This window comes from Rhodococcus sp. LB1, from assembly GCF_001583455.1.
Lineage (GTDB): Bacteria > Actinomycetota > Actinomycetes > Mycobacteriales > Mycobacteriaceae > Rhodococcus_F > Rhodococcus_F opacus.
On record NZ_LTCZ01000035.1, the window covers coordinates 132,973 to 153,089 of the forward strand.

The 20,117-nt window shown below is 66.9% G+C and carries 17 protein-coding genes; 6 read left to right on the top strand and 11 right to left on the bottom strand.

Going from position 1 to position 20,117, the window contains the following annotated elements; genetic code table 11:
* The first annotated feature begins 32 nt into the window (after window positions 1–32).
* The 3 genes from gcvH to AZG88_RS07285 all read left to right on the top strand — a co-directional run bounded on the left by gcvH (window position 33) and on the right by AZG88_RS07285 (window position 3,184).
* A complete protein-coding gene (gcvH, locus tag AZG88_RS07275; RefSeq protein ID WP_005250549.1) occupies window positions 33–437 on the top strand; it encodes a glycine cleavage system protein GcvH in 405 nt (134 codons plus the stop codon).
* Window positions 434–1,702, top strand: a complete 1,269-nt coding sequence (gene glyA, locus AZG88_RS07280) for a serine hydroxymethyltransferase (RefSeq protein ID WP_061697338.1) — start codon at window positions 434–436, stop codon at window positions 1,700–1,702. Before gcvH ends, glyA begins: the two co-directional genes overlap by 4 nt.
* Window positions 1,703–1,801: 99 nt before the next feature.
* Window positions 1,802–3,184, top strand: coding sequence for an L-serine ammonia-lyase (locus tag AZG88_RS07285; protein WP_061697339.1), 1,383 nt, complete (start codon window positions 1,802–1,804; stop codon window positions 3,182–3,184).
* 68 nt (window positions 3,185–3,252) lie between these two features.
* On the opposite strand, the gene AZG88_RS07290 is transcribed toward AZG88_RS07285, so the two are convergent.
* The 3 genes from AZG88_RS07290 to AZG88_RS07300 form a co-directional block, all read right to left on the bottom strand.
* Window positions 3,253–4,761 carry a carboxyl transferase domain-containing protein gene (locus tag AZG88_RS07290; protein ID WP_061697354.1) on the bottom strand — a complete coding sequence of 503 codons (1,509 nt, stop codon included), beginning with the start codon at window positions 4,759–4,761 and terminating at the stop codon, window positions 3,253–3,255.
* On the bottom strand, window positions 4,761–5,957 hold the full coding sequence (locus AZG88_RS07295; RefSeq protein ID WP_005250543.1) for a CaiB/BaiF CoA transferase family protein: 1,197 nt from the start codon (window positions 5,955–5,957) through the stop codon (window positions 4,761–4,763). The genes AZG88_RS07290 and AZG88_RS07295 overlap by 1 nt, the downstream gene beginning before the upstream one ends.
* 168 nt (window positions 5,958–6,125) lie before the next feature.
* Complete coding sequence (locus tag AZG88_RS07300) at window positions 6,126–7,487, bottom strand: SLC13 family permease (RefSeq protein ID WP_005250541.1); 1,362 nt, start codon at window positions 7,485–7,487, stop codon at window positions 6,126–6,128.
* A 196-nt stretch (window positions 7,488–7,683) separates the two neighbouring features.
* Here AZG88_RS07300 and AZG88_RS07305 point away from each other — a divergent pair, with 196 nt between their 5' ends.
* Entirely contained in the window at window positions 7,684–8,379 is a 696-nt protein-coding gene (locus AZG88_RS07305) for a FadR/GntR family transcriptional regulator (RefSeq protein WP_025433397.1), read from the top strand.
* 6 nt (window positions 8,380–8,385) lie between these two features.
* Here AZG88_RS07305 and AZG88_RS07310 read toward each other — a convergent pair whose 3' ends face one another.
* From AZG88_RS07310 to AZG88_RS07320, 3 genes are read right to left on the bottom strand one after another with little or no spacing between them, the layout of a single operon-like run.
* Window positions 8,386–9,567 carry a CaiB/BaiF CoA transferase family protein gene (locus tag AZG88_RS07310; RefSeq protein ID WP_061697340.1) on the bottom strand — a complete coding sequence of 394 codons (1,182 nt, stop codon included), beginning with the start codon at window positions 9,565–9,567 and terminating at the stop codon, window positions 8,386–8,388.
* Window positions 9,564–11,279: an acyl-CoA dehydrogenase family protein gene (locus AZG88_RS07315; RefSeq protein WP_061697341.1), complete on the bottom strand. Its 1,716-nt coding sequence runs from the start codon at window positions 11,277–11,279 to the stop codon at window positions 9,564–9,566. Before AZG88_RS07315 ends, AZG88_RS07310 begins: the two co-directional genes overlap by 4 nt.
* Entirely contained in the window at window positions 11,276–12,643 is a 1,368-nt protein-coding gene (locus AZG88_RS07320; RefSeq protein WP_061697342.1) for an MFS transporter, read from the bottom strand. Before AZG88_RS07320 ends, AZG88_RS07315 begins: the two co-directional genes overlap by 4 nt.
* 136 nt (window positions 12,644–12,779) lie before the next feature.
* Between AZG88_RS07320 and AZG88_RS07325 the strand changes: the two genes are divergently transcribed.
* Window positions 12,780–13,682 (top strand): LysR family transcriptional regulator, encoded by a 903-nt coding sequence (locus AZG88_RS07325; RefSeq protein ID WP_061045970.1) that lies wholly within the window; start codon window positions 12,780–12,782, stop codon window positions 13,680–13,682.
* A 117-nt stretch (window positions 13,683–13,799) separates the two neighbouring features.
* Here AZG88_RS07325 and AZG88_RS07330 read toward each other — a convergent pair whose 3' ends face one another.
* Together AZG88_RS07330 and AZG88_RS07335 are read right to left on the bottom strand one after the other, a co-directional pair.
* Entirely contained in the window at window positions 13,800–15,203 is a 1,404-nt protein-coding gene (locus AZG88_RS07330) for an acyl-CoA reductase (protein WP_061045971.1), read from the bottom strand.
* Window positions 15,200–16,549: a hypothetical protein gene (locus AZG88_RS07335; protein ID WP_061045972.1), complete on the bottom strand. Its 1,350-nt coding sequence runs from the start codon at window positions 16,547–16,549 to the stop codon at window positions 15,200–15,202. Before AZG88_RS07335 ends, AZG88_RS07330 begins: the two co-directional genes overlap by 4 nt.
* Before the next feature lie 230 nt (window positions 16,550–16,779).
* Between AZG88_RS07335 and AZG88_RS07340 the strand changes: the two genes are divergently transcribed.
* The gene (locus tag AZG88_RS07340; protein ID WP_231913856.1) at window positions 16,780–17,754 is read left to right on the top strand and encodes an SDR family NAD(P)-dependent oxidoreductase; all 975 of its coding nucleotides are present in this window, start codon (window positions 16,780–16,782) and stop codon (window positions 17,752–17,754) included.
* Between the two features lie 266 nt (window positions 17,755–18,020).
* Here the strand turns inward: AZG88_RS07340 and AZG88_RS07345 are convergent, their stop codons facing one another.
* The 3 genes from AZG88_RS07345 to AZG88_RS07355 all read right to left on the bottom strand — a co-directional run.
* Window positions 18,021–18,917: an NAD(P)-dependent oxidoreductase gene (locus tag AZG88_RS07345; protein WP_061045974.1), complete on the bottom strand. Its 897-nt coding sequence runs from the start codon at window positions 18,915–18,917 to the stop codon at window positions 18,021–18,023.
* Window positions 18,910–19,305 carry a carboxymuconolactone decarboxylase family protein gene (locus AZG88_RS07350; protein WP_061045975.1) on the bottom strand — a complete coding sequence of 132 codons (396 nt, stop codon included), beginning with the start codon at window positions 19,303–19,305 and terminating at the stop codon, window positions 18,910–18,912. The genes AZG88_RS07345 and AZG88_RS07350 overlap by 8 nt, the downstream gene beginning before the upstream one ends.
* A gap of 50 nt (window positions 19,306–19,355) precedes the next feature.
* Window positions 19,356–20,117 (bottom strand): aldehyde dehydrogenase family protein (locus AZG88_RS07355; RefSeq protein WP_156517441.1); only part of this gene is annotated, 762 nt, incomplete at its 5' end.

A 20,117-nucleotide genomic window follows, 5' to 3' on the forward strand; every position in this document is an offset into this window, starting at 1 on the left:
TCCCACCCACTTCAGCCCCGAAAGGGTCACACATGTCTTCGCACGCCTTCCCTGACGACCGCAGCTACACCGACGACCACGAGTGGGTCCTGATCGAGCCCGGCGCCACGCTCCCCGACGAACCGGTCCGCGTCGGCATCACGTCCGTCGCCGTCAACTCGCTCGGCGAACTCGTCTTCGTCGACCTGCCGGAGGTCGGTGCGACCATCGTCGCCGGCGAATCGTGCGGCGAGGTCGAGTCCACGAAGACCGTGTCCGAGCTGTATCCGCCGGTGAGCGGCCGGGTCACCCTGATCAACACCGCCGCCGTCGACGATCCGGGACTGGTCACCTCCGACCCCTACGGCGAGGGCTGGCTGTTCGCCGTCCAGCCGTCCGCCGCCGGCGAGCTCCTCACCGCGGCCGAGTACGCCGAGAAGAACGGGGTGCAGGCATGAGCGTCCTGAACCGCGACCTCGCGGATTTCGATCCGGACGTCGCCGCACTGATCGGCAAGGAGCTCGAGCGTCAGCGCACCGGCCTCGAGATGATCGCGTCGGAGAACCACGCACCGCTTTCGGTGATGCAGGCGCAGGGTTCCGTGCTGACCAACAAGTACGCCGAGGGGTACCCGGGCCGGCGCTACTACGGCGGCTGCGAGCACGTGGACACGATCGAGCAGCTCGCCATCGACCGCGTCAAGTCGCTGTTCGCCGCCGAATACGCCAACGTGCAACCGCATTCGGGTGCCACCGCGAACGCGTCGGTGATGCATGCGCTGATCAAACCGGGCGACACGATCCTCGGACTCTCCCTCGCCGACGGCGGCCACCTCACGCACGGCATGCGCCTCAACTTCTCCGGCAAACTCTACAACGTCGCCGCGTACGGGGTGTCCGAGCAGGACTACCTCATCGACATGGACGACGTGGCGAAGGCGGCGCGCGAGCACCGGCCGCAACTGATCATCGCCGGCTGGTCGGCCTACCCCCGGCACCTGGACTTCGCCCGCTTCCGGGAGATCGCCGACGAGGTCGGCGCGTACCTGATGGTCGACATGGCCCACTTCGCGGGCCTGGTCGCCACCGGGTTCCACCCGTCCCCCGTCCCGCACGCGCACGTCGTCACGTCGACGACGCACAAGACCCTCGGCGGACCCCGCGGCGGCATCATCCTGACCAACGATGCGGCCATCGCGAAGAAGCTCAATTCCGCGGTGTTCCCCGGCCAGCAGGGCGGCCCACTGGAACACGTGATCGCGGGCAAGGCAACGGCATTCAAGATGGCGGCCGAACCCGAGTTCGCGGAGCGTCAGGAGCGCTGCCTGGACGGTGCGAAGGTACTCGCCGAACGACTCAGCCGACCCGACGTCAAGGGAGCCGGAATCAGCGTCCTCACCGGCGGCACGGACGTGCACCTCGTCCTCGTCGACCTGCGGGATGCCGCCATCGACGGGCAGCAGGCCGAGGACAGGCTGGACGCGATCGGAATCACCGTCAACCGCAACGCCGTCCCGTTCGATCCGCGGCCGCCGATGGTGACGTCCGGTCTGCGCATCGGCACACCGGCACTCGCCGCCCGCGGCTTCGGCAGGGACGACTTCGTGACGGTCGCCGACCTGATCGCCCGGGCCCTCGTCGCGTCCGCCGACGCGGACACGTCCGGGTTGGCCGCCCAGGTCCGGGCGCTCGCGGACAAGTACCCGCTCTACCCGGGCTTGTAACTCGGTGACAATATTTCCCGCCTCGACCCTTACATCCGCTCCTCACTCCGTTCCTCGCTGCGCTGCGGTACTCGTTGCGATGCTCCGGAAGGACCTCGCGTGACGATCAGTGTGTTCGACCTGTTCTCGGTCGGTATCGGTCCGTCCAGCTCGCACACGGTCGGGCCGATGCGGGCGGCGGGCACGTTCGTCGACGACCTCGACACACTCGGCGTTCTCGGGGACGTCGCCGGTGTCCGTGTCGATCTGTACGGATCGCTCGCGGCCACCGGCGCCGGCCACGGCACGATGTCGGCGATCCTCCTCGGTCTCGAGGGGTACCGACCGGAGACCATCGCCACCGAGGAGATGGAGACGCGGCTCGCAGCGGTGCGGGCGAGTCGGCGGATCCGCCTCGGCGCGACGGTCGACATCCCGCTCGCCGAGGACGAGATGGTGCTGCACCCGTTGACGGTCCTGGACTTTCACCCCAACGGCATGACCCTCACAGCCACCGACGACAAGGGCCAGAAACTGCACGCGCAGACCTACTTCTCGATCGGCGGCGGGTTCGTCGTCACCGGCGACGAACCGGAGCTGTCCGTCGCCGCGGGTGCGAATTCGCTGTCGTTCGGGTCGGCGCGCGAACTGCTGGACCTCACCGAGCACTACGGGCTCACGATCAGCGAGGTCATGCTCGAGCACGAACGTGCCCTCCGGCCCGAGCCGGAGGTCCGGGCGCGGCTCCTGCACATCCGCGACGTGATGGTCGAGTGTCAGCGACGCGGAATCGGCCGGGACGGGTATCTGCCCGGCAGTCTGCGGGTGCGCCGACGCGCCCGCGGCTGGTACGAGCGGCTGAACGTGGAGGATCCGGGTCGTGATCCCGCGTTCGCCGAGGACTGGGTGAACCTGGTGGCCCTCGCCGTCAACGAGGAGAACGCGTCCGGCGGACGCATCGTCACCGCCCCCACCAACGGGGCGGCCGGCATCATCCCGGCGGTGTTGCACTACGCGCTGCACTACACCCCCGCCGGGAAGGCGGACCCGAACGGAACGACGGTGCGATTCCTTTTGGCGGCCGGCGCAATCGGATCCCTGTACAAGGAACGGGCCTCGATCTCCGGGGCCGAGGTGGGCTGTCAGGGCGAGGTGGGTTCCGCGGCGTCCATGGCCGCCGCCGGGCTCGCCGAGATCCTCGGCGGCAGCCCGGAGCAGGTGGAGAACTCGGCGGAGATCGCGATGGAACACAGTCTCGGTCTGACGTGTGATCCCATCGGCGGCCTGGTGCAGATTCCGTGCATCGAGCGCAACGCCATTTCGGCGGGCAAGGCGATCAACGCCGCCCGGATGGCGCTGCGCGGCGACGGCACCCACCGAGTCAGCCTGGACCAGGTGATCGAGACGATGCGGGCCACCGGCGCCGACATGAGCTCGAAGTACAAGGAGACCTCCACCGGGGGGCTCGCCGTGAACGTGTCGGTGAATCTCGTCGAATGCTGACGCAAGTCCTCGAGGACCAGTGAATGGACGCGGTGCCGGGGATCCGATCGGGATCCCCGGCACCGCGGTCACGCATGTGCGGGCTGCAACAGACCGATCCGGTCGAATCGCTCCGCACGGTCGGAGAGTCGCTGGGTGGTGTCTGCCGCATCGAGGAGCGACAGCTCGCGGTGGAGCACCGCACCCACCCGGGTGCAGAATGCCGTGGATTCTTCTGCAGCATCGGGTAATTCGGGGATCACCTCGTCCACGATGCCGCTCGCGAGGAGATCGGACGACCGGATTCCCTGCCGGGCGGCCATGTCCGGAGCGTGCGCGATGTCGTGGTGCAGGATCGCGCTCGCACCTTCGGGCGGCAGGGGCGACAGCCAGCCGTGCTGGGCCGCGAGCACCCGATCGGCCGGGATCAACGCGAGCGCGCCGCCGCCGGTGCCCTGCCCGAGCAGCAGGGAGATGGTGGGGACGTCGAGCGAGACCATGTCGGCGATGCAGCGCGCGATCTCACCGGCCAGACCGCCTTCCTCCGCCTCCTTCGACAATGCCGCGCCCGCGGTGTCGATGACCGTCACCAACGGCAGGTTCAGTTCCGCCGCCAGCCGCATTCCCCGGCGGGCCTCCCGTAGCGCGCCCGGGCCGAGCGGCGACCGCGTGGTCTGCCCTCGACGGTCCTGTCCGAGCAGGACGCACGGCATGTCACCGAACCGGACGAGAGCGAGGATCAAGCCCGGATCGACCTCACCCTGACCGGTTCCGTTGAGCGGAAGAACATCCGACGCGGAGTGGAACATCACCTCACGCACACCCGGCCGGTCCTCGCGGCGTGAGGCGACCACCGAATCCCAGGCGGGGACGTCCGGCAGACTCTCGTGGACGGGGGCGTCCGCGAGCGACGGCCGGCCACCACGGCCGGAGGTGATGATGCGTAGCGCGCGGTCGACGATCTCGGCGAGTTGGTCCGGCGGCCGCACTGCGTCGATGAGTCCGTGCGCGTGGAGGTTCTCGGCGGTCTGGACGCCCGCCGGGAACGGCGACTCGTACAGGGCCTCGAACACCCGCGGTCCGAGGAAGCCGACGAGCGCTCCCGGTTCCGCGATGGTGACGTGGCCCAGCGATCCCCAGGACGCGAATACTCCACCGGTCGTGGGGCTCCGGAGGTAGACGAGATACGGCAGGTGCGTCTCCTTGTGCTTGATCACCGCCGCCGTGATCTTGACCATCTGCAGGAACGCGGTCGTCCCCTCCTGCATTCGCGTGCCTCCCGACGTCGGCAGGGCGAGCAGGGGAAGGCGTTCGCGCGTGGCGCGCCGGATCCCGGCGACCAGACGCTCGCCTGCGGCAACGCCGATGGAGCCGCCCAGAAAGCCGAATTCACAGACGAGGATTGCCGTTCGGCGACCGAGGATGGTGGCCACCCCGGTCAGCACCGCCTCGTCGAGGCCGGTCTTCTCCTGTGCGCGAAGAAGTTCGTCGGCGTACTCGGAGTCCGCCGCGACCTGGATCGGAGGCGTGTCCCACGACTCCCAGGTGCCGGCGTCGACCACGAGATCGAGCAGTTCGGGAGCGCTCAGGCGAGCCATCAGCTGCACTCTTTCAGCCACGACATCACGATGTCGTTGTCCGCGCCGAGGACCGGTGGTGCGGTGTGCCGGGTCTCGGTGACCTCGGTGCCGTCCGGTTCGAAGAACCGCAGGGGCGGGCCCGGCAGCGTGATGTTGCCGAGTGTGCGGTGGTCGACGTCGACGAGCAGTCCCTGCGACTTGGTCTGCTCCCATTCGTAGACTTCGGAGATCGTCCGGACGCGTCCGGCGGGCACCCCGATGCGGTCGAGTTCGCTGAGAAGTTCGTCGCTGGTGTACGCGCCGAACGCATCCTCGACCAGTTCCAGGACCTGCTTGTGGTTCTCGACGCGTTCGGGATTCGTGGCCATTCCGGGGGTGTCCGGATCGAGGTGGAAGCCCGCGCAGAACCGCTTCCACAGTCCTTCGCTGCCGACGGAGATCTGGACGGCGCCGTCGGCAGTGCGGAACAGCCCGTAGGGCGAGATCGAGGGATGGTGGTTGCCCTGCGCCTCGCCGACCTCGCCGGCGACGGTCCACTTCGTCCCCTGGAAGGCGTGCACGCCGACGACGCTGGCCAGCAACGACGTTCGCACGACGCGGCCCCGTCCGGTGCGCTCACGTTCCTGTAGGGCGGCGACGACGCCGAACGCCCCGTACATGCCGGCGAGCAGGTCCGCGATGGGCACGCCGACGCGCTGGACGTCGTCGGGATTGGGGCCGGTCAGCGACATCAGTCCGGCCTCGCCCTGCGCGATCTGGTCGTACCCCGCGCGTCCGCCTTCGGGTCCGTCGTGACCGAATCCGCTGATGGACAGGACGACCAGGCGCGGGTTCAGCTCCGCGAGCCGTTCGGTGGTGAATCCCAGCCGGTCGAGGACGCCGGTGCGGAAGTTCTCCATGAGGACGTCGGCGCGCCGGACGAGGGATTCGAGGGTGGCCCGTCCGTCTTCGGCCTTGAGGTCGAGGGTGATCGACTTCTTGTTCCGATTCGCGGACAGGAAGTACGTCGATTCCCGCTCGGCGTCCGCCGGCTCCACGAAGGGCGGCCCCCATCCGCGGGTGTCGTCACCGCCGTGCGGGGTCTCGATCTTGATGACGTCGGCGCCGAGGTCGCCGAGCATCATCGCCGCGTGGGGGCCCGCGAGTGCGCGGGTCAGATCGACGACGACCACTCCTTGCAGCGGACCTGTGCGCTCCATCGTGTTCGTGGACATGTGAAACCACCCGTTACTTCCTGGCGAGAGCCGCGAGAGCTGGACTGTTGGTGCAGTGACCTAGTGGACTAGCCAATTAAATGAAACATCTGATCCGACCGATGTCAAGAGGTGAAAAATCGACTCAACAACGCAGGGAGGCGGGCCGGGTCGCCTCCCCGCCGACCGTCAGAGCCAGCCGGGCACCACGAGAATCGCCCAGGCCACGAGCGGCCCGATGGCGACGACGAGGGCGCTGTACTTCAGGATCTGCTTGTAGAAGCGGTCTCGATCGACGTTCTGCGCGTTCGCGAGGACCAGCGCCCCGTTGGTCGAGAACGGACTGACGTCCACGATGGTCGAGGAGATGGCGAGGGCGACGATGACGCCCACCGCGCCCACCTCGCCGGCGAGGAGGAACGGGACGGCGAGCGGAATGGTCGCTCCCAGAATCGCCGTGGACGACGCGAATGCGGAGACGATGGCGCCGATGTAGCAGAGGAGAAGGGCGACGAGGAGAGGCATCCCGAGGCTGGCCACCGCGTTTCCGACGTACTCGACGGTGCCCGCCTCCTGCAGTACTCCCACGAAGGTGAGCACGCCGCCGATGAGCAGAACCGTCGACCAGCTGATCTGAGCGATCGCACCCTTCTGCGCCTTCGGCGAGGCGAGTGCCAGGACGACGGCCACCGTCATCGAGATGAATCCCACGTCCAGGTCGAGGATCAGCGAGAACACGGCGAGCGCGGCGAGACCGACCAGAGTGAGGGCCTGATCGAATGTGACTCCGGAGCGTGCGGGTGCGCCGGCGAGGGTCGCCGTCGGGCGCACCTTGGTCGCGGTGGCCCCTCCCGATCCCGAGTCGCCTCCGGTCGCGGGCACTCCTCCACCCGAGACGCCGCCGGCTTCTGCCGTTTCCTCCGGGCCGTCGTCGTGCACGCTGCGGCCGATCAGGTCCCGTCCGCCGAGGAAGACGAAGAGGAGCACCCCGATAGCGGCGTTGAACAGGAGGCTTCCGAGGAACAGGGTGAGCGGGCTGTTGGTCAATCCCGCCTTGGACGCGATGTCGTTGACCGTGACGCCGTAGATGCTGATCGGCGAAAAGCCGCCTGCCTGCGCTCCGTGGACGACCATCATGCCCATCAGGAGGGCGTTGATCTTGTAGCGGGCGGCGAAGCCGAGAGCGATCGGCGCGACGATCGCGACGGCGGCAGGGCCGAGCGCGCCGATCGAGGTGAGTACCGCCGTGATCCCGAACATCACCCAGGGGATCAGCGCGACACGACCGCGGACCAGCCGGACCGCCCCGCGGACCATGAGGTCGACGGTCCCGTTGTTCTGGGCGATCGCGAAGAGGTAGGTGATGCCGACCAGCGTCAGGAACAGGCTGCTGGGGAATCCGGCAATAATGTCGTCGCTGCTCATGTGCAGTGACAGTGTTCCGACGAAGAAGGCGGCAACGAAGCCGAGAGCGCCCATGTTCACGGGCAGCACGGTCGCCGCCAGGAACATGACAGCGAGCGCAAGTATGGGGATCAACTCGGTCGACATGAAAGTCTCCGGTTCTGTGGCAGTGGCATCTGGTCTCGACCGCCGCCGGCGAGCAAATTGACTCAGTGGCAGATTGGCCTAGCCACTTCATAAAAGCAGTGTCGTGGATCACTGTCAATAGGAACTGTGGGTGCGGTTACATGCATATGCGAGATACCGTGGAGTAGTTTCAGTGGAATGGAGAGTGGGTGGCCCAGTGGCTGAGCAACTGCGTCCGGTAGCACGACCGCGGCTGTACGAGGTAATCGTCGAACAGCTCTGCGCCCATATCGCCGACCACGAGATGACGCCGGGCGACCGCCTCCCCGCCGAGCGTGAACTCGCCGCTCAACTCGGTGTGAGTCGCGCTTCCCTGAGTCAGGCGCTCGTCGCCCTCGAGGTGCAGGGCGTGGTGTCGGTGCGGCACGGGGACGGTGCCGTGCTCGTCCGCCGCCCCATCGAGGAACGAGCGGTCAAGGCGCTGCGGGAGCACGCCGATCGCCTCCCCGAGGTGATCGAGGCCCGTGAGGCGCTCGAGGTGAAACTCGCCGGGCTCGCCGCCGAGCGCCGGACCGACGCGGAGATGGCGGCGATCGATTCCGCCCTCGCGACGATGGAAGCCGAGGTCGCCGCGGGCGATCGCGGCGTCGTCGGCGACGAGCAGTTCCACGAGGCCATCACCGTCGCGGCGCACTCGTCACTGCTGGCCAAGCTGATGCACGAGATTTCCGGGCTGATCCGGGAGACCCGGATCGAATCCCTGTCACAAGCCGAACGCCCGCGGGCCTCGCTCGAAGGGCACCGCCGCATTGCGACGGCGATTCGAGACCAGGACTCCGCGGGCGCTTCCCGTGCGATGGCCGATCACATCCGGATGGTGTCCGACGTCGCGTTGCTGCGCGAGGGCGGGTAACCGGGTCTACCCGCCGACCACCGACTGCGGCCGGTGGGCACCGAGGATCTCGTCGGTGTCGGCGCCGAGTACCGGCGGCGCGGACGTCAGATGCGGGCGTTCGCCGGAGAAACTGACCGGGAACGCGATCTGCTGCAGGCTGCCCAGCGTCGGGTGGTCGACCATGCCGATCATTCCCAGTGCCGCAGTGTGCGGGTCGGCATAGATCTCGTCGAGATGCCGGATCGGTGACACGGGCACGGCGTGCGCGGTGAGCGTGTCGCACCAGTGCTCCACGGTGCCCGACGCGAAGGCCGTCGACAGTTCCCGCTCGAGATCGCCGCGATTCGCGACGCGGTCACGGTTGCGCTCGAAACGCGGGTCTGTCGTCAGGTCTTCGCGTGCGATCGCCGAGCACAGGCTCCCCCACTGGCTGTCGTTGCCCACCGCGACGACGAAGTATCCGTCGCTCGCGGGAAATGCTTGATACGGAGCGAGATTGGGATGACCGGAGCCCAGCGGGCCGGGACGCTCGCCGGTCGCGAAATAGTTGGTCGCCCAGTTCACGTGCAGGGCGAGCTGGCACTCGAACAGCGACGTCGTCACGTACTGCCCTCGGCCGGTCCGCGACCGCTCCACGAGGGCAGCGAGCACGCCGATCAGACCGAAGAGCGCCGCCCCCAGATCCCCCATCGCGAATCCGGCCTTCATCGGCGCCCCACCCGGCTCGCCGGTCAGCGACATCAGTCCGCCCGCGGCCTGCGCGATCATGTCGTAGCCCGGTTCGTCGCGCAGCGGCCCCGCCTCCCCGAACGCGGAGATGTGCAGCACGACCAGATGCGGGTACCGATCGGACAGCGTCCGGTAGTCGAAGATCCGCTGCAGCCCGCTGCCGGGCTTGAAGTTCTCGACGACGACGTCGGTCTCCTCCAGAATCCGGTGGATGACGTCCTGTCCCTCTTCCGATTTGAGGTCGACGGTCACCGACTTCTTGCCCCGGTTGATCGCGAGGTAGTACGTGGCGTCGGGGCCGACGAACGGCGGACCCCACGACCGTGTCGGGTCGCCGCCGTCGGGATGTTCGACCTTCGTGACGTCGGCGCCGAGGTCCGCGAGCGACATGGTGGCGTACGGTCCGGCGAGGATCTTGGAGAGGTCCAACACCCGCACCCCCGCGAGGGGCGCCGGTCCGGTGTGGGTCGTGGTCACAGGAGAACTCCTGTCGCAGAGTCGGATCGGGGTGCGGCGGCCTGCGCGGCGTCCGCCGCGACGGCGGTACCGTCGACGACGGCCGCCAGGTGGTCGAGGGCGGCCCCAGGGAGGTGGCCGGCGTCGCCGGACAGGTAGGCGTTGGCGACGAGCAGCGCCCGGTAGCCGCTGCCCGAGGTGATCGCGAAATCGGCGAGGTCGTAGAGCAGGGTGGCCATCGCCGCGCGGGCCAGTTCGTTCGCGTAGCGCGCGCACCCGGCCTGCGCGGTGTCGTCGTCTCCGGCAACCAGCAGGTCGCCTTCCGCGACCAGGTCGTCCCAGCGTCTGCCGAGAACGTCGGCGCCAGGGCCGCAGTCGGGTCCGAGTCCGGCGAGGATGCGGCGCATCGTGTCCGCCAGCCGGTGATGCGCACCGAGCTTGCGCATGCACCGCAGCACGTCCAGGGCGATGACGTTGCTCGAGCCTTCCCAGATCGACCCCAGGTGGGCGTCGCGGACCAGACGGGCGTGGGCCCATTCCTCGATGTAGCCGTTGCCGCCCCGGACCTCCATGGCCTCGCCGGTGACCACGCGCGACCGTTTGCAGATGTAATGCTTCGCCAGCGGGGTGAGGACCCGGATCAGGGCACGTGCGGAGTCGTCGCCGGCGTCCGCCGCCTGCAGGCACTGCGCGCTGTACGCCACCAGGGCGAGCGCCGCCTCGGCGTCCAGCGCGAGTGGCAGCAGGGTTGCGCGCATCAGGGGCTGGTCGAACAGGGCCTTGCCGAACACGACCCGCTCCCGGGTGTGGTCGACGGCGTCGCGCACGGCTCGTCGCATCAGCGCGCTCGACCGCATCGCGTTCGACAACCGCGACGTGTTCACCATCTCGGCCATCTGCCGGAACCCGCGGTCGAGTTCGCCCACCTGAAGGGCGTACGCACCGGTCAGCGACACCTCACCGCTGGGCATCGAGCGGGTGCCGAGCTTGTCCTTCAGCCTGTCGATCGTGTAACTGTTGCGTTCGCCGTTCGCCAGAACCTTGGGCACCATGAACATTCCGACGCCGCGGGTGGACTGGTCGTCGCCGCCGGGGAACCGGGCCAGGGTCACGATGACGTCGGCGTCGGGATTGGACGCGAACCACTTCTTCCCGGTCAGCCGCCACGCGTCGCCGTCACGCTCGGCCCGGGTCTCCGTGCGGGCGATATCGGTGCCGGCCTGCGGTTCGGTCATGAACATCGCGCCGGTCATCGCGCCGTCGGGGTCTGTCGAGGTCAGTGCGTCGATCCACGGTCCGAACACGTCCGGGTCGCCGAACATGCGCAGCGTGCGGGCGGCGGCATCCGTCATCGACACCGGGCACGCCAACCCGAACTCCGCCTGCACGAAGACGTACGACGCGAGGTACTTCACCAGGTGCGGCGGGACGTCGTCCCAGCCGTGCAGGCCGCCGCGGTGCGACAGTGCCGACAGTCCGTATTCGCTGTATGCGGCGCGGCACAGTTCCTGGTAGGAGGGGTGGTACGCGATCCGGTCGATGCGTTCGCCGTCACGGTCGAACTGCTGCAGCACCGGCGGATTCTTGTCGGCGGTGGCAGCGAGGGCGTCGAGTCGCCCCCCGGCGTCGGCGCCCAGCCGGTCGAGCAGGGTGTTCAGCTTGTCGCGGTCGGACGGTGCGGTCCACCGGTCGACGACGGCGCGTAGGGCGGGATCGGTGTGAGCGAAATTCATGAGTGAGCAACATCTTTCCGGGTCGAGGACTGTTCGGGACGAGATTCGGCGTCGGTCCCGCCCGAGCGGGCTTTCCCACGGCGGAGCAGCAGGGTCATGCAGGCGAGCGAGAGCACGACGTAGCCGAGTCCGAGGGCGACCACCGGCCAGATCGAGTCGGTGTGGGTGAGCAGGAACTGGCAGAGCATCGGGGCGGTTCCGGCGAAGATAGCCGTCGACAGCTGATACGACAGCGAGATTCCGGTGTAACGAACGTTGGTCGGGAAGACCTGAGCGAGGATGCCGGCAAGGGCGGCGTAGTACATCGCGTGCGGGGCGGTGGCCAGCACCATGCCGAGCATGGCCAGGGGCACCGACCCGGTCTGGACGAGAAGGAACATCAACGGCAGCAACACGAGTTCGGGCAGCAGCATCCACCGGATCGCCCGCGACGGATCGATTTTCGTGGCCAGCACGGCGCCGAACGGCTGCACGAGTACCTGCGCGACGAGCGCGATCGTGATCACGAGGAGGAAGTCCCCGCGGTCGAATCCGAGGTCGGCGGTGGCCCAGGCGAGTGCGAACGTGGTCTTCACGTAGGTGATGGCGACACCCGCGACCACGGCCCCCACGCCGAGGGCGAGTTCGACCGGGTGCGAGCGCAGTACCTCGACGAGCGGCGTCCGGGTGCGCTCCTGGGCGACGACGGCCTTCTTCATCTCCGGCGTCTCCGAGATCCGCAGCCGGATGTACAGCGCGACGACGACGAGCGCGGCGGACGCGAGGAACGGCAGACGCCAGCCCCAGGACTCGAACATGCTGTCCGACAACAGCGTCAGCGCCAGGAACGCGAGGGTCGCGAGCAGATTGCCGACGGGCGATCCCTGCTGCGCGAATGCGCCGTACAGCACCTTCTTGTTCGGTGGCGCGAATTCGGTGGCGATGAGCACGGCGCCACCCCACTCACCGCCCATCGCGATGCCCTGGACCACGCGGAGCGCGACGAGGAGGACGGGCGCCCAGATCCCGATCTGCGAGTAGGTGGGGAGACAGCCGACGCCGACCGTTCCGATCCCCATCAGGATCAGCGTGATGATCACGGCGTTCTTGCGGCCGAACTTGTCGCCGAAGTGACCGAACACGATCCCGCCGAGCGGGCGGGCCACGAAGCCGATCGCGAACGTCGCGAAGGCGGCGAGGGTGCCCACCGCGGGCGAGGCGTCGGGGAAGAACAACCGGCCCAGCACGAGTGCGGAGGCGGTGCCGTAGATGTAGAAGTCGAACCACTCGATGGTGGTGCCGACGAACGCGGTGACACCGGCCTTGCGAGCCTGCCGGGTGCTGTATTCGGGTGGTGCCGCGTCGCGGCCGGGATTCGGGTTCACGGTTCTCCCTGACTTTCGTGGGGCGTCACGCCGACGCAGAGGTGGTGTGCATCACTATGGTCGGGATTCCGTGTAGAGTCCAAGACTTAATTCAGCTTGTTTAGGTGATTCAGACACATAGTTCCGAGGAGGGGTCGTGGAACTCCGTCACCTGCACGCGTTTCTCGCGGTCGCGGAAGAACTGCATTTCGGGCGGGCCGCCGAGCGTCTCCACGTGGCGCAGTCCCCGCTCAGCCAGACCGTGCGGGCCCTCGAACGGGAACTGGGAACCGATCTGTTCGTCCGCACCACCCGCTCCGTGCGGCTCACGGCCGCGGGCGAGGCTCTGGTGGGTCCGGCCCGGACCATCGAGGCGCAGATCGGGATCGTGAAGGGCATCGCGCAGGCGGCGGCAGCCGGGGAGACCGGCCGCGTCACCGTCGGATTCGGCGGCGCGGGCGGCTATACGGTGCTGTCCGTTCTCGCCCGCTCCCTCGCCGACGCCTACCCCGGCATCGAACTGGACCTACGCCCGCAGATGTACTCGGGTGAGGTGCTCGACGCCCTCACCCGCGGAACCCTGGACATGGGCATCGTGGGGTTGCCGGTCCCGCGGGGCTTCGCCACCCACACCGTGCTCGAGGAGGCACTGATGGTGGCGGTCCCGGCCGGGCACCGTCTCGTCGACGCGGGCGCCGTCGTGCCGCAGGAATTGGCGAGCGAACGGTTCGTGATCTACCCCGCCGAACACGGTTCCGTGGTCCGCGACGCCACGCTCGCCCTGTGCGCTGCGGCAGGATTCGCCCCCGTCGTCGCGCACGAGGCGCCCGACCCGTACAGCCTGCTCGCAATGGTCGGCGCCGGTGTCGGCGTGGCCGTCGTGGTGGATTCGACCGCACGCCTCACGATGGACGGCGTCGAATACCTGCCCATCGCCGGCGACGCCCCCACCCTCCCCATCGCCATGGCCTGGCAGGACTCCAATCCCTCACCTGCGGTGCAGACGGTCACCCGGGTACTGCGCGACGTGATCGGGGATGTCGACCCTTCAGACGCCTGACCGAATTACTCTTGTGTCAACCCGCTGCCGCTACGGGCGTTGCGCACGATTTCCTGGGCGGCGCGACCTCGGAGTCACCGAGGTCGCGCCACCCTTCCACAGCTCGCAGCACGATCACTAACCGGTCTGCACCCCATCCTCGTGCGCCATCCAGTGCACGAAGCGATGCAGCGGATACATGGCATCGTGAGGGTTGCCGATCGTGCTGGGTCCCGCCTCGCCCAGCCGGACGATGCGCTGCGCGCCGGCGCTTGCCAGCCGGTCGCGATAGTCCGGCATCCGCTCGAACGGGTAGCAGCCGACGGTCTGCGTCGCTACGTTGACATATTTCACCACGTCGTCGAGCGAGTTGACACGAACTACGTTGGCGGTCTTGTTGATCGGGTGGAAGTCAACGGGTTCGTCCGACCGGATCACCAGACCCTTCCCGTCGGTCCTGCCCCAGACGTGGAACTCGTCACTCATCATCGCCAGCGTGTCGACCTGCTCACGCAGGTCCAGGTCCATCGGCCGCGAGTCGCCCGAGGCGGCCGCCTTCTCGGCTATGCGTGTGTGCAGCCGTTCACAGAAGCGGTCGGCATCTTCGTAATTCGCCTCGACAAAAATGAAACGGCTTGCGACGCACGCCTCCTGATTCAGAACCATGACATCAGTGGCCGCCAGCTCGGCGACCGCCTCCAGCGCCGCGCCGGAGGCGAACGCTTCTCTACCGACCATGGAGATCGACGTCTTGGGATCGAACGACACCAACTGGAAGCCCGGACCGAGGTACTTGACGACGTTGTCGATCGCGTCGCCGCCGCCCCATGCGACGATCTTGTCGAAATACTGGGGCCGATACAGCACCTGCTCCACCGCATCGTCGCCGCCGCGCCAATAGACGGCCGACATCGACCGCACGATGGGATGGTCCGGATCGATACCGGCCATGGTCCGCAGGATCGCGACCGTCGTGAAGGGATCACTCGACGCCATCTTGAACAGATTGACGGCCTTCACCAGTGCACCCTGGGCGATGGACTTCACCGCCACCCCGGGAGAATTGCCCGGCAGCACATGGATCAGCCGCGGCGCGAAGGCGCGGACGAAGCTCTTGCGACCCTTGAAGTCCTGCTTGGGAACCCATTCATCCAGGGCCCTCGGGTCGGGGAAGTTCTGCTCGACCACGGTATGCAGAAGCCGTTTGTCGAGATATGCCGTCGCGCCGTAAACCTGGTCTCTCAGCACCCCACGCGGCAGTACGTGGGTGGCCGCCATGCGGTCGATGCACTCTTGCACGAAAGGATTCTGCGGATCACGGATCCGCTCGCCGGTCTCGACCAAGAAATCGATGATCTCCGAAAGCGGAACGTTGAGCAGCGGCGGCACCTCGGTCCGTGGATGCACCACACGGTCCAGGTCGATCGCCGGCGTCGCGAAGACGACTCCCAGGTCACGCGAGCGGTGGGTGACCGACTGGTCTTCCATCAACTCGCCACGCAGGAAGAACGGTGCGGCGACAACAGGTTCGGTCATGGTCATGATAGGCCCCTCACGTACGCGTCGACGGTTCCGGCGCAGCCGATTTTGTCGTCGTCTTTGACATCCGAATAGCGAACAATGTTGTTGCGGATCGACGGTCCCGCGCAGCCGCAGGCACAGGGGTCGAAATCGAGCGAAATCTTGTCGCCAGTGATGACGCCGCCCCACCGTCCGTCGAGGGAGAGGTCGAAAAACGCCGCGCGGCCCTCGATCTCACCTGACTCGTGCGGCAGCAATGTCTCGCCCTTCTCGTCGAGAATGAAGGGCACGATCCACGGAGGAACGTGATAGCGATCGCCCACTTGACATTTGGGCATACCCGAGTTGAGCTCCTGCATGGAGTAGTTCTGGAAGTTACGGTTGTCCGGGATATTGAAGGTCTCGTGGACGAATTCCCGGTAGTCCGGCGGCAGTTGCGCGCGCTTCAGTCCGCCGCCGACGTATATGCAGTTGTCCGGGTGGAAGTCTTTCGCCGAGAACCCACGCTCACGAACGATCTTGGCGACCTGGTAGAGCGCATTCCACATGCCTGAGACGAACAGCTTGTCGGCGCGGTACTCGATGAGTTGCTCGGCGGCCACGATCATCGCCTTGTCGAGGGCCTCCTGCCGCTCGGCCGAGGTCCGCTCGAACTCGGCTAGCTCCTCGGGCCGCGCTGTGCCGTCGGTGATCTTCTTGCGAAGTACGACCATCGTGGTCAGCGAGCCCACGGTGATCGGCGGAATCGGCAGGCGGAACGCCGGTTTGTCGGGATCCCCGAACGCCGCCGCCTGCGCGTCGCCGATGAGGACGTTCTTCGGCACCGCAGCGATGGGCGCGACACCGATCCTGCGCCGGTCTTGCGCCGGCGCGACGCCCGAACCCCAGGCGAAGACGTTGACCGTGTCCTTACGCGACCAGTCCATGTCCTTGTCCGAGGCCAGCAGCATCGCCGACTTGCCGGTCGTGCCGCTGGAACAGGAAAGGAAGTGCCCCTTGGCCTGCAGACGTGCGATCCACTCATCGATATCGGCAATGTCCGACGTCTCGATGGGGCTGATCGGATAGGGCGAGACGGTGCCGAGCCACACGCCGAGCCGATCCCAGCGTTGCTCGGTCAGGAAGCCTTCGGGGTAGCTCTTATAGGCCGTGTGCGGGAACAGCAACGGCACCATGTCGGCGCGGTCGCGGACCTCGGTGATGCCGCCTTCTCGTGCTCGATGTCCAAGCAGCTTGATGCGGTCCCTGCGCTCCTGGAACTTTTCGTTCAACGCCGCGACCTGCGTCTCGCGGAGTTCGGAGTGGGAGTACCGGAAACGGTCCTCTGCGTCGACCAGCCGAGTCAATTGCTCGGGGGGTGAGTTCACGGGGCTTCCCTTCGGTATACGTTGCCATAAATAGCAACTCATGCGTATCATTAATTCGGTAACCTCATAATGACGAAGGCAAGGGTGTTATGCAAGAGCGATTTTCGGCGAGGCCGACTTGTCGAAAGTGACGCCGCCCGCGCCGCGGCGTCGGGCGCCCCACCCCCGAGCAGGCCGAGGCACGCCAGGACGATCTGCTCGAGACCCACACGCGACGACGTGGACCAGGGGTGCACCTCGCCGTTCATCCACTACTCGACGGCCTCAGGCCGCGCTCAACACCTAGGGAGAATTCCTTGCATATCGATACGAACAGACCGGTCGCGGTCGTCACCGGAGCCAGCTCGGGCATCGGCGAATCGACCGCCCGCCAACTCGTGGAACTCGGCTGGCAGGTGATCGGCGTCGGCCGCGACCGGGAGCGCAGTGCCGCCGCCACCGCGCGTATTGCTGTCGCAGCCCGCGATGGCGGCACCTTCACCATGCTGCGTGGCGACTTCACCCTGATGTCGGAAGTCGAGCGGGTCGCGGGTGAGATAGGGGCACTCACCCCTCGCCTCGACGTCCTCGTCAACAACGCCGGCGGTGTGAGCGATCAGCGGATCGTCACCGACGAGGGCACCGAGGCGACGTTTGCCGTCAATCACCTCGCCCCATTCCTGCTGACGCGGAGGCTGATTCCGCTGCACGGGGAATACGCGGCAGCTCGGCCGGGCCGCTCCGTCCGCGTGATCGCCGTGTCGTCGAACGCGCACCGCATGATCCAGGAATTCGACTGGGACGATTTACAGAGCCTGCACGAGTTCGATCCCATCGTCGCCTACGGCCGGGCGAAGCTCGCCAATATCCTCTTCACCCGCGAGCTCGCCCGGCGTGGAGACGCAACCGGGATTATCGCCCAGGCCATGCATCCCGGCGTGGTGGCCAGCAACTTCGCCTCCCACGGGACCGAGGCACTGCAAGCGCACATGGCCACCGCCGACACGGTCTCGGCGGACGAACCGGCTGAAACGCTGGTCTGGCTGGCCACCGCCCCCGCGCCTGGCCGCGACGGCGGCCGCTACTTTCACCGTAAGGCCGAGGCGACACCCACTGCGGCCGCACAGGACGATGCCGCCGCCACTCGTCTCTGGAACGAGAGCGAAAAAGTTTTGGCCGAACTCGGCTTCCGGATCGCGGATACTGCCGAGTCAGGACAGAAGTAGCAGTTCTCAGGGCAACGTCGGCGACCCGAAGCTTCCGGCTCGTCCTCGCAGACCCGGCGGGCCCTGCTCCCAGATCGGACAGCACGTCCTCGCCGGGATCGTCCATCTCGGCTTGCTCGGCTCAAACCGTCGGCATGCCAACTCAGACGAGATATAGTACGCCATTGACGCCGAGCGACTGCCCAGTCACGTAACCGGCCTCATCCGATGCCAAATCCGGTCCTTCGTCAGCCCCTTGCACAGCGCGATCACAACCAATGGGAGCTTCACACATCCTTGGCTTCGGTTCCGGCCAGAGCCCACCGGGCGATCTCCATCTGGTCCGCACTCGCCCCCAGGTCGGCGTCGGCCTGCGACCAAACCTGTACCGCCCGGTCACCGAGTGCTGTGCCGATCCCGAGTTCAGCTGCCAGGCCCGTGGCAATACGCATGTCTTTGAGCATGAGGCGCAGTGCGAAACCGGAGTTGTAGGTCTCGGGGAGGACGAAGCTTGGGAACTTGGATTCACTCGCCGCACTGCGCCCACTCGCCGCGTTGATCGTCGATACGATTACCTCCGGGTCGAGGCCGAAGCGGCGGCCGATCGCGAAGCCTTCGGCAGTAGCCAACAGTTGAACCGCCGCGAGTAGATTGTTGATGGCCTTGAGAGCGTGCCCCGCACCGGTATCGCCCACTCGGAGCCAAGTGCCCAGTGGAGCCAGCATCGAACTAATCTGCGCCACAGCGGCTTCGTTCCCCGCAGCCATGATTGTCAGTGTGCCGGCCGCGGCGCCGCTGATGCCGCCGGATACCGGTGCGTCGATCAATGTGACGCCTCGTTCAGCCAGTTCGAGAGCAAGACGGCGGGTCGATGTGGGCTCAGACGACCCCATATCGATGATGATGGTGCCGGAGCGCAACTCGTCGAGCACGTCGACGTCGTCGAGCACGGACTCCACCACAGTGGAATTCGGCAGCATGAGGATGACAATGCCTGCTCCGGCCACGGCCTGCGCTGGAGTTGGGGCCACAGTTCCCCCCGTCTCGGCAAGTGATCGGCGGGCGGCCTCCTGTAGGTCGAATCCTATTATCTGGAAGCCGGATTCGACCAGTCGGCGTGACATGTGCGCGCCCATGTTGCCCAGGCCGATGAAGGCGATGTGTCCGTTGCTTGTTTCAGGCATCAGTGCGCTCCGACAGGATTTCGTCAGCAATGCGGAAGGATTCGATGGCGGCGGGGACGCCGGCGTAGACGGCGGTCTGGAGGAGGACCTCACGGATCTCTTCGTCCGTCGCCCCATTGGTCAATGCGCCGCGCACGTGGGTAGCGAACTCCTTGGGCCGGTTGAGAGCAGTGAGCATCGCCAGGTTGATCAGAGATCGGGTGCGGCGGTCGAGGCCCGGCCGGGTCCAGATGGCACCCCAGCAGTACTCGGTGACGAGATCCTGTATAGAAGAAGAGAATTCGCTGGCATCGACCAGGGCGCGGGTGACGTACTCGGCTCCGACGACCTCGCGGCGGACTTGCAGACCCGCCTCGTAGGTCTCGCGGTGTGTGCGATCAGTGTGCATGTTGTGAATCCTTCGATCAGTCGAGGAACAGGTCCGGGGCCGGGTTGAGGTCAGAGTTTGACGATCACGGTCTTGGTCTCGGTAAACGCGTCCAACGCCTCGTACCCCTTCCCACGGCCGTAGCCGGACTTCTTGAAACCGCCGAAGGGGAACTCCACCCCACCACCCGCCCCATACGTGTTGACATAGACCTGCCCGGCCTGAATACCGGCAGCCAACCGATGCGCGCGCGAAAGATCCCGCGTCCAGACCGACCCGAGCAAGGCATATTGGGTCCCGTTCGCCAACGCGAGTGCCTCCTCTTCGGTGTCGAAAGTGTTGCAGACCAACACCGGACCGAATACCTCCTGCTGAGCGATGTCGGACCGCGGATCGACACCATCGACCAGCGTCGGAGCGAAATAGGCGCCACCCGCAAGACCGGGTTCGTCGGGAATCGAACCGCCGGCGACGACCTCTCCCGTGCTCAGATCGCTCAGGAATCCCTGGACCCGGGCCTGCTGTTTGAACGACACCAATGGTCCGAGGTCCATGTCGGCCGAACCGGGTCCGATACTCACCGCGCCGAACCGCTCGGCCACCAAATCCAGAACCTCGTCATGGACCGAGGCATGCACCAACAGACGCGAGCCCGCCGAACACGTCTGCCCAGCGTTCTGCAGAACCGCCTTCGCCACGAACATGGCCGCCAGGTCAAGGTCGGCGTCGGGGAAAACGATCTGAGCTGACTTGCCGCCAAGCTCGAGAACGACCGGCACCACCCGATCTGCGGCCGCGTGCGCGATCACCGACCCGATCTGGGTGGACCCGAC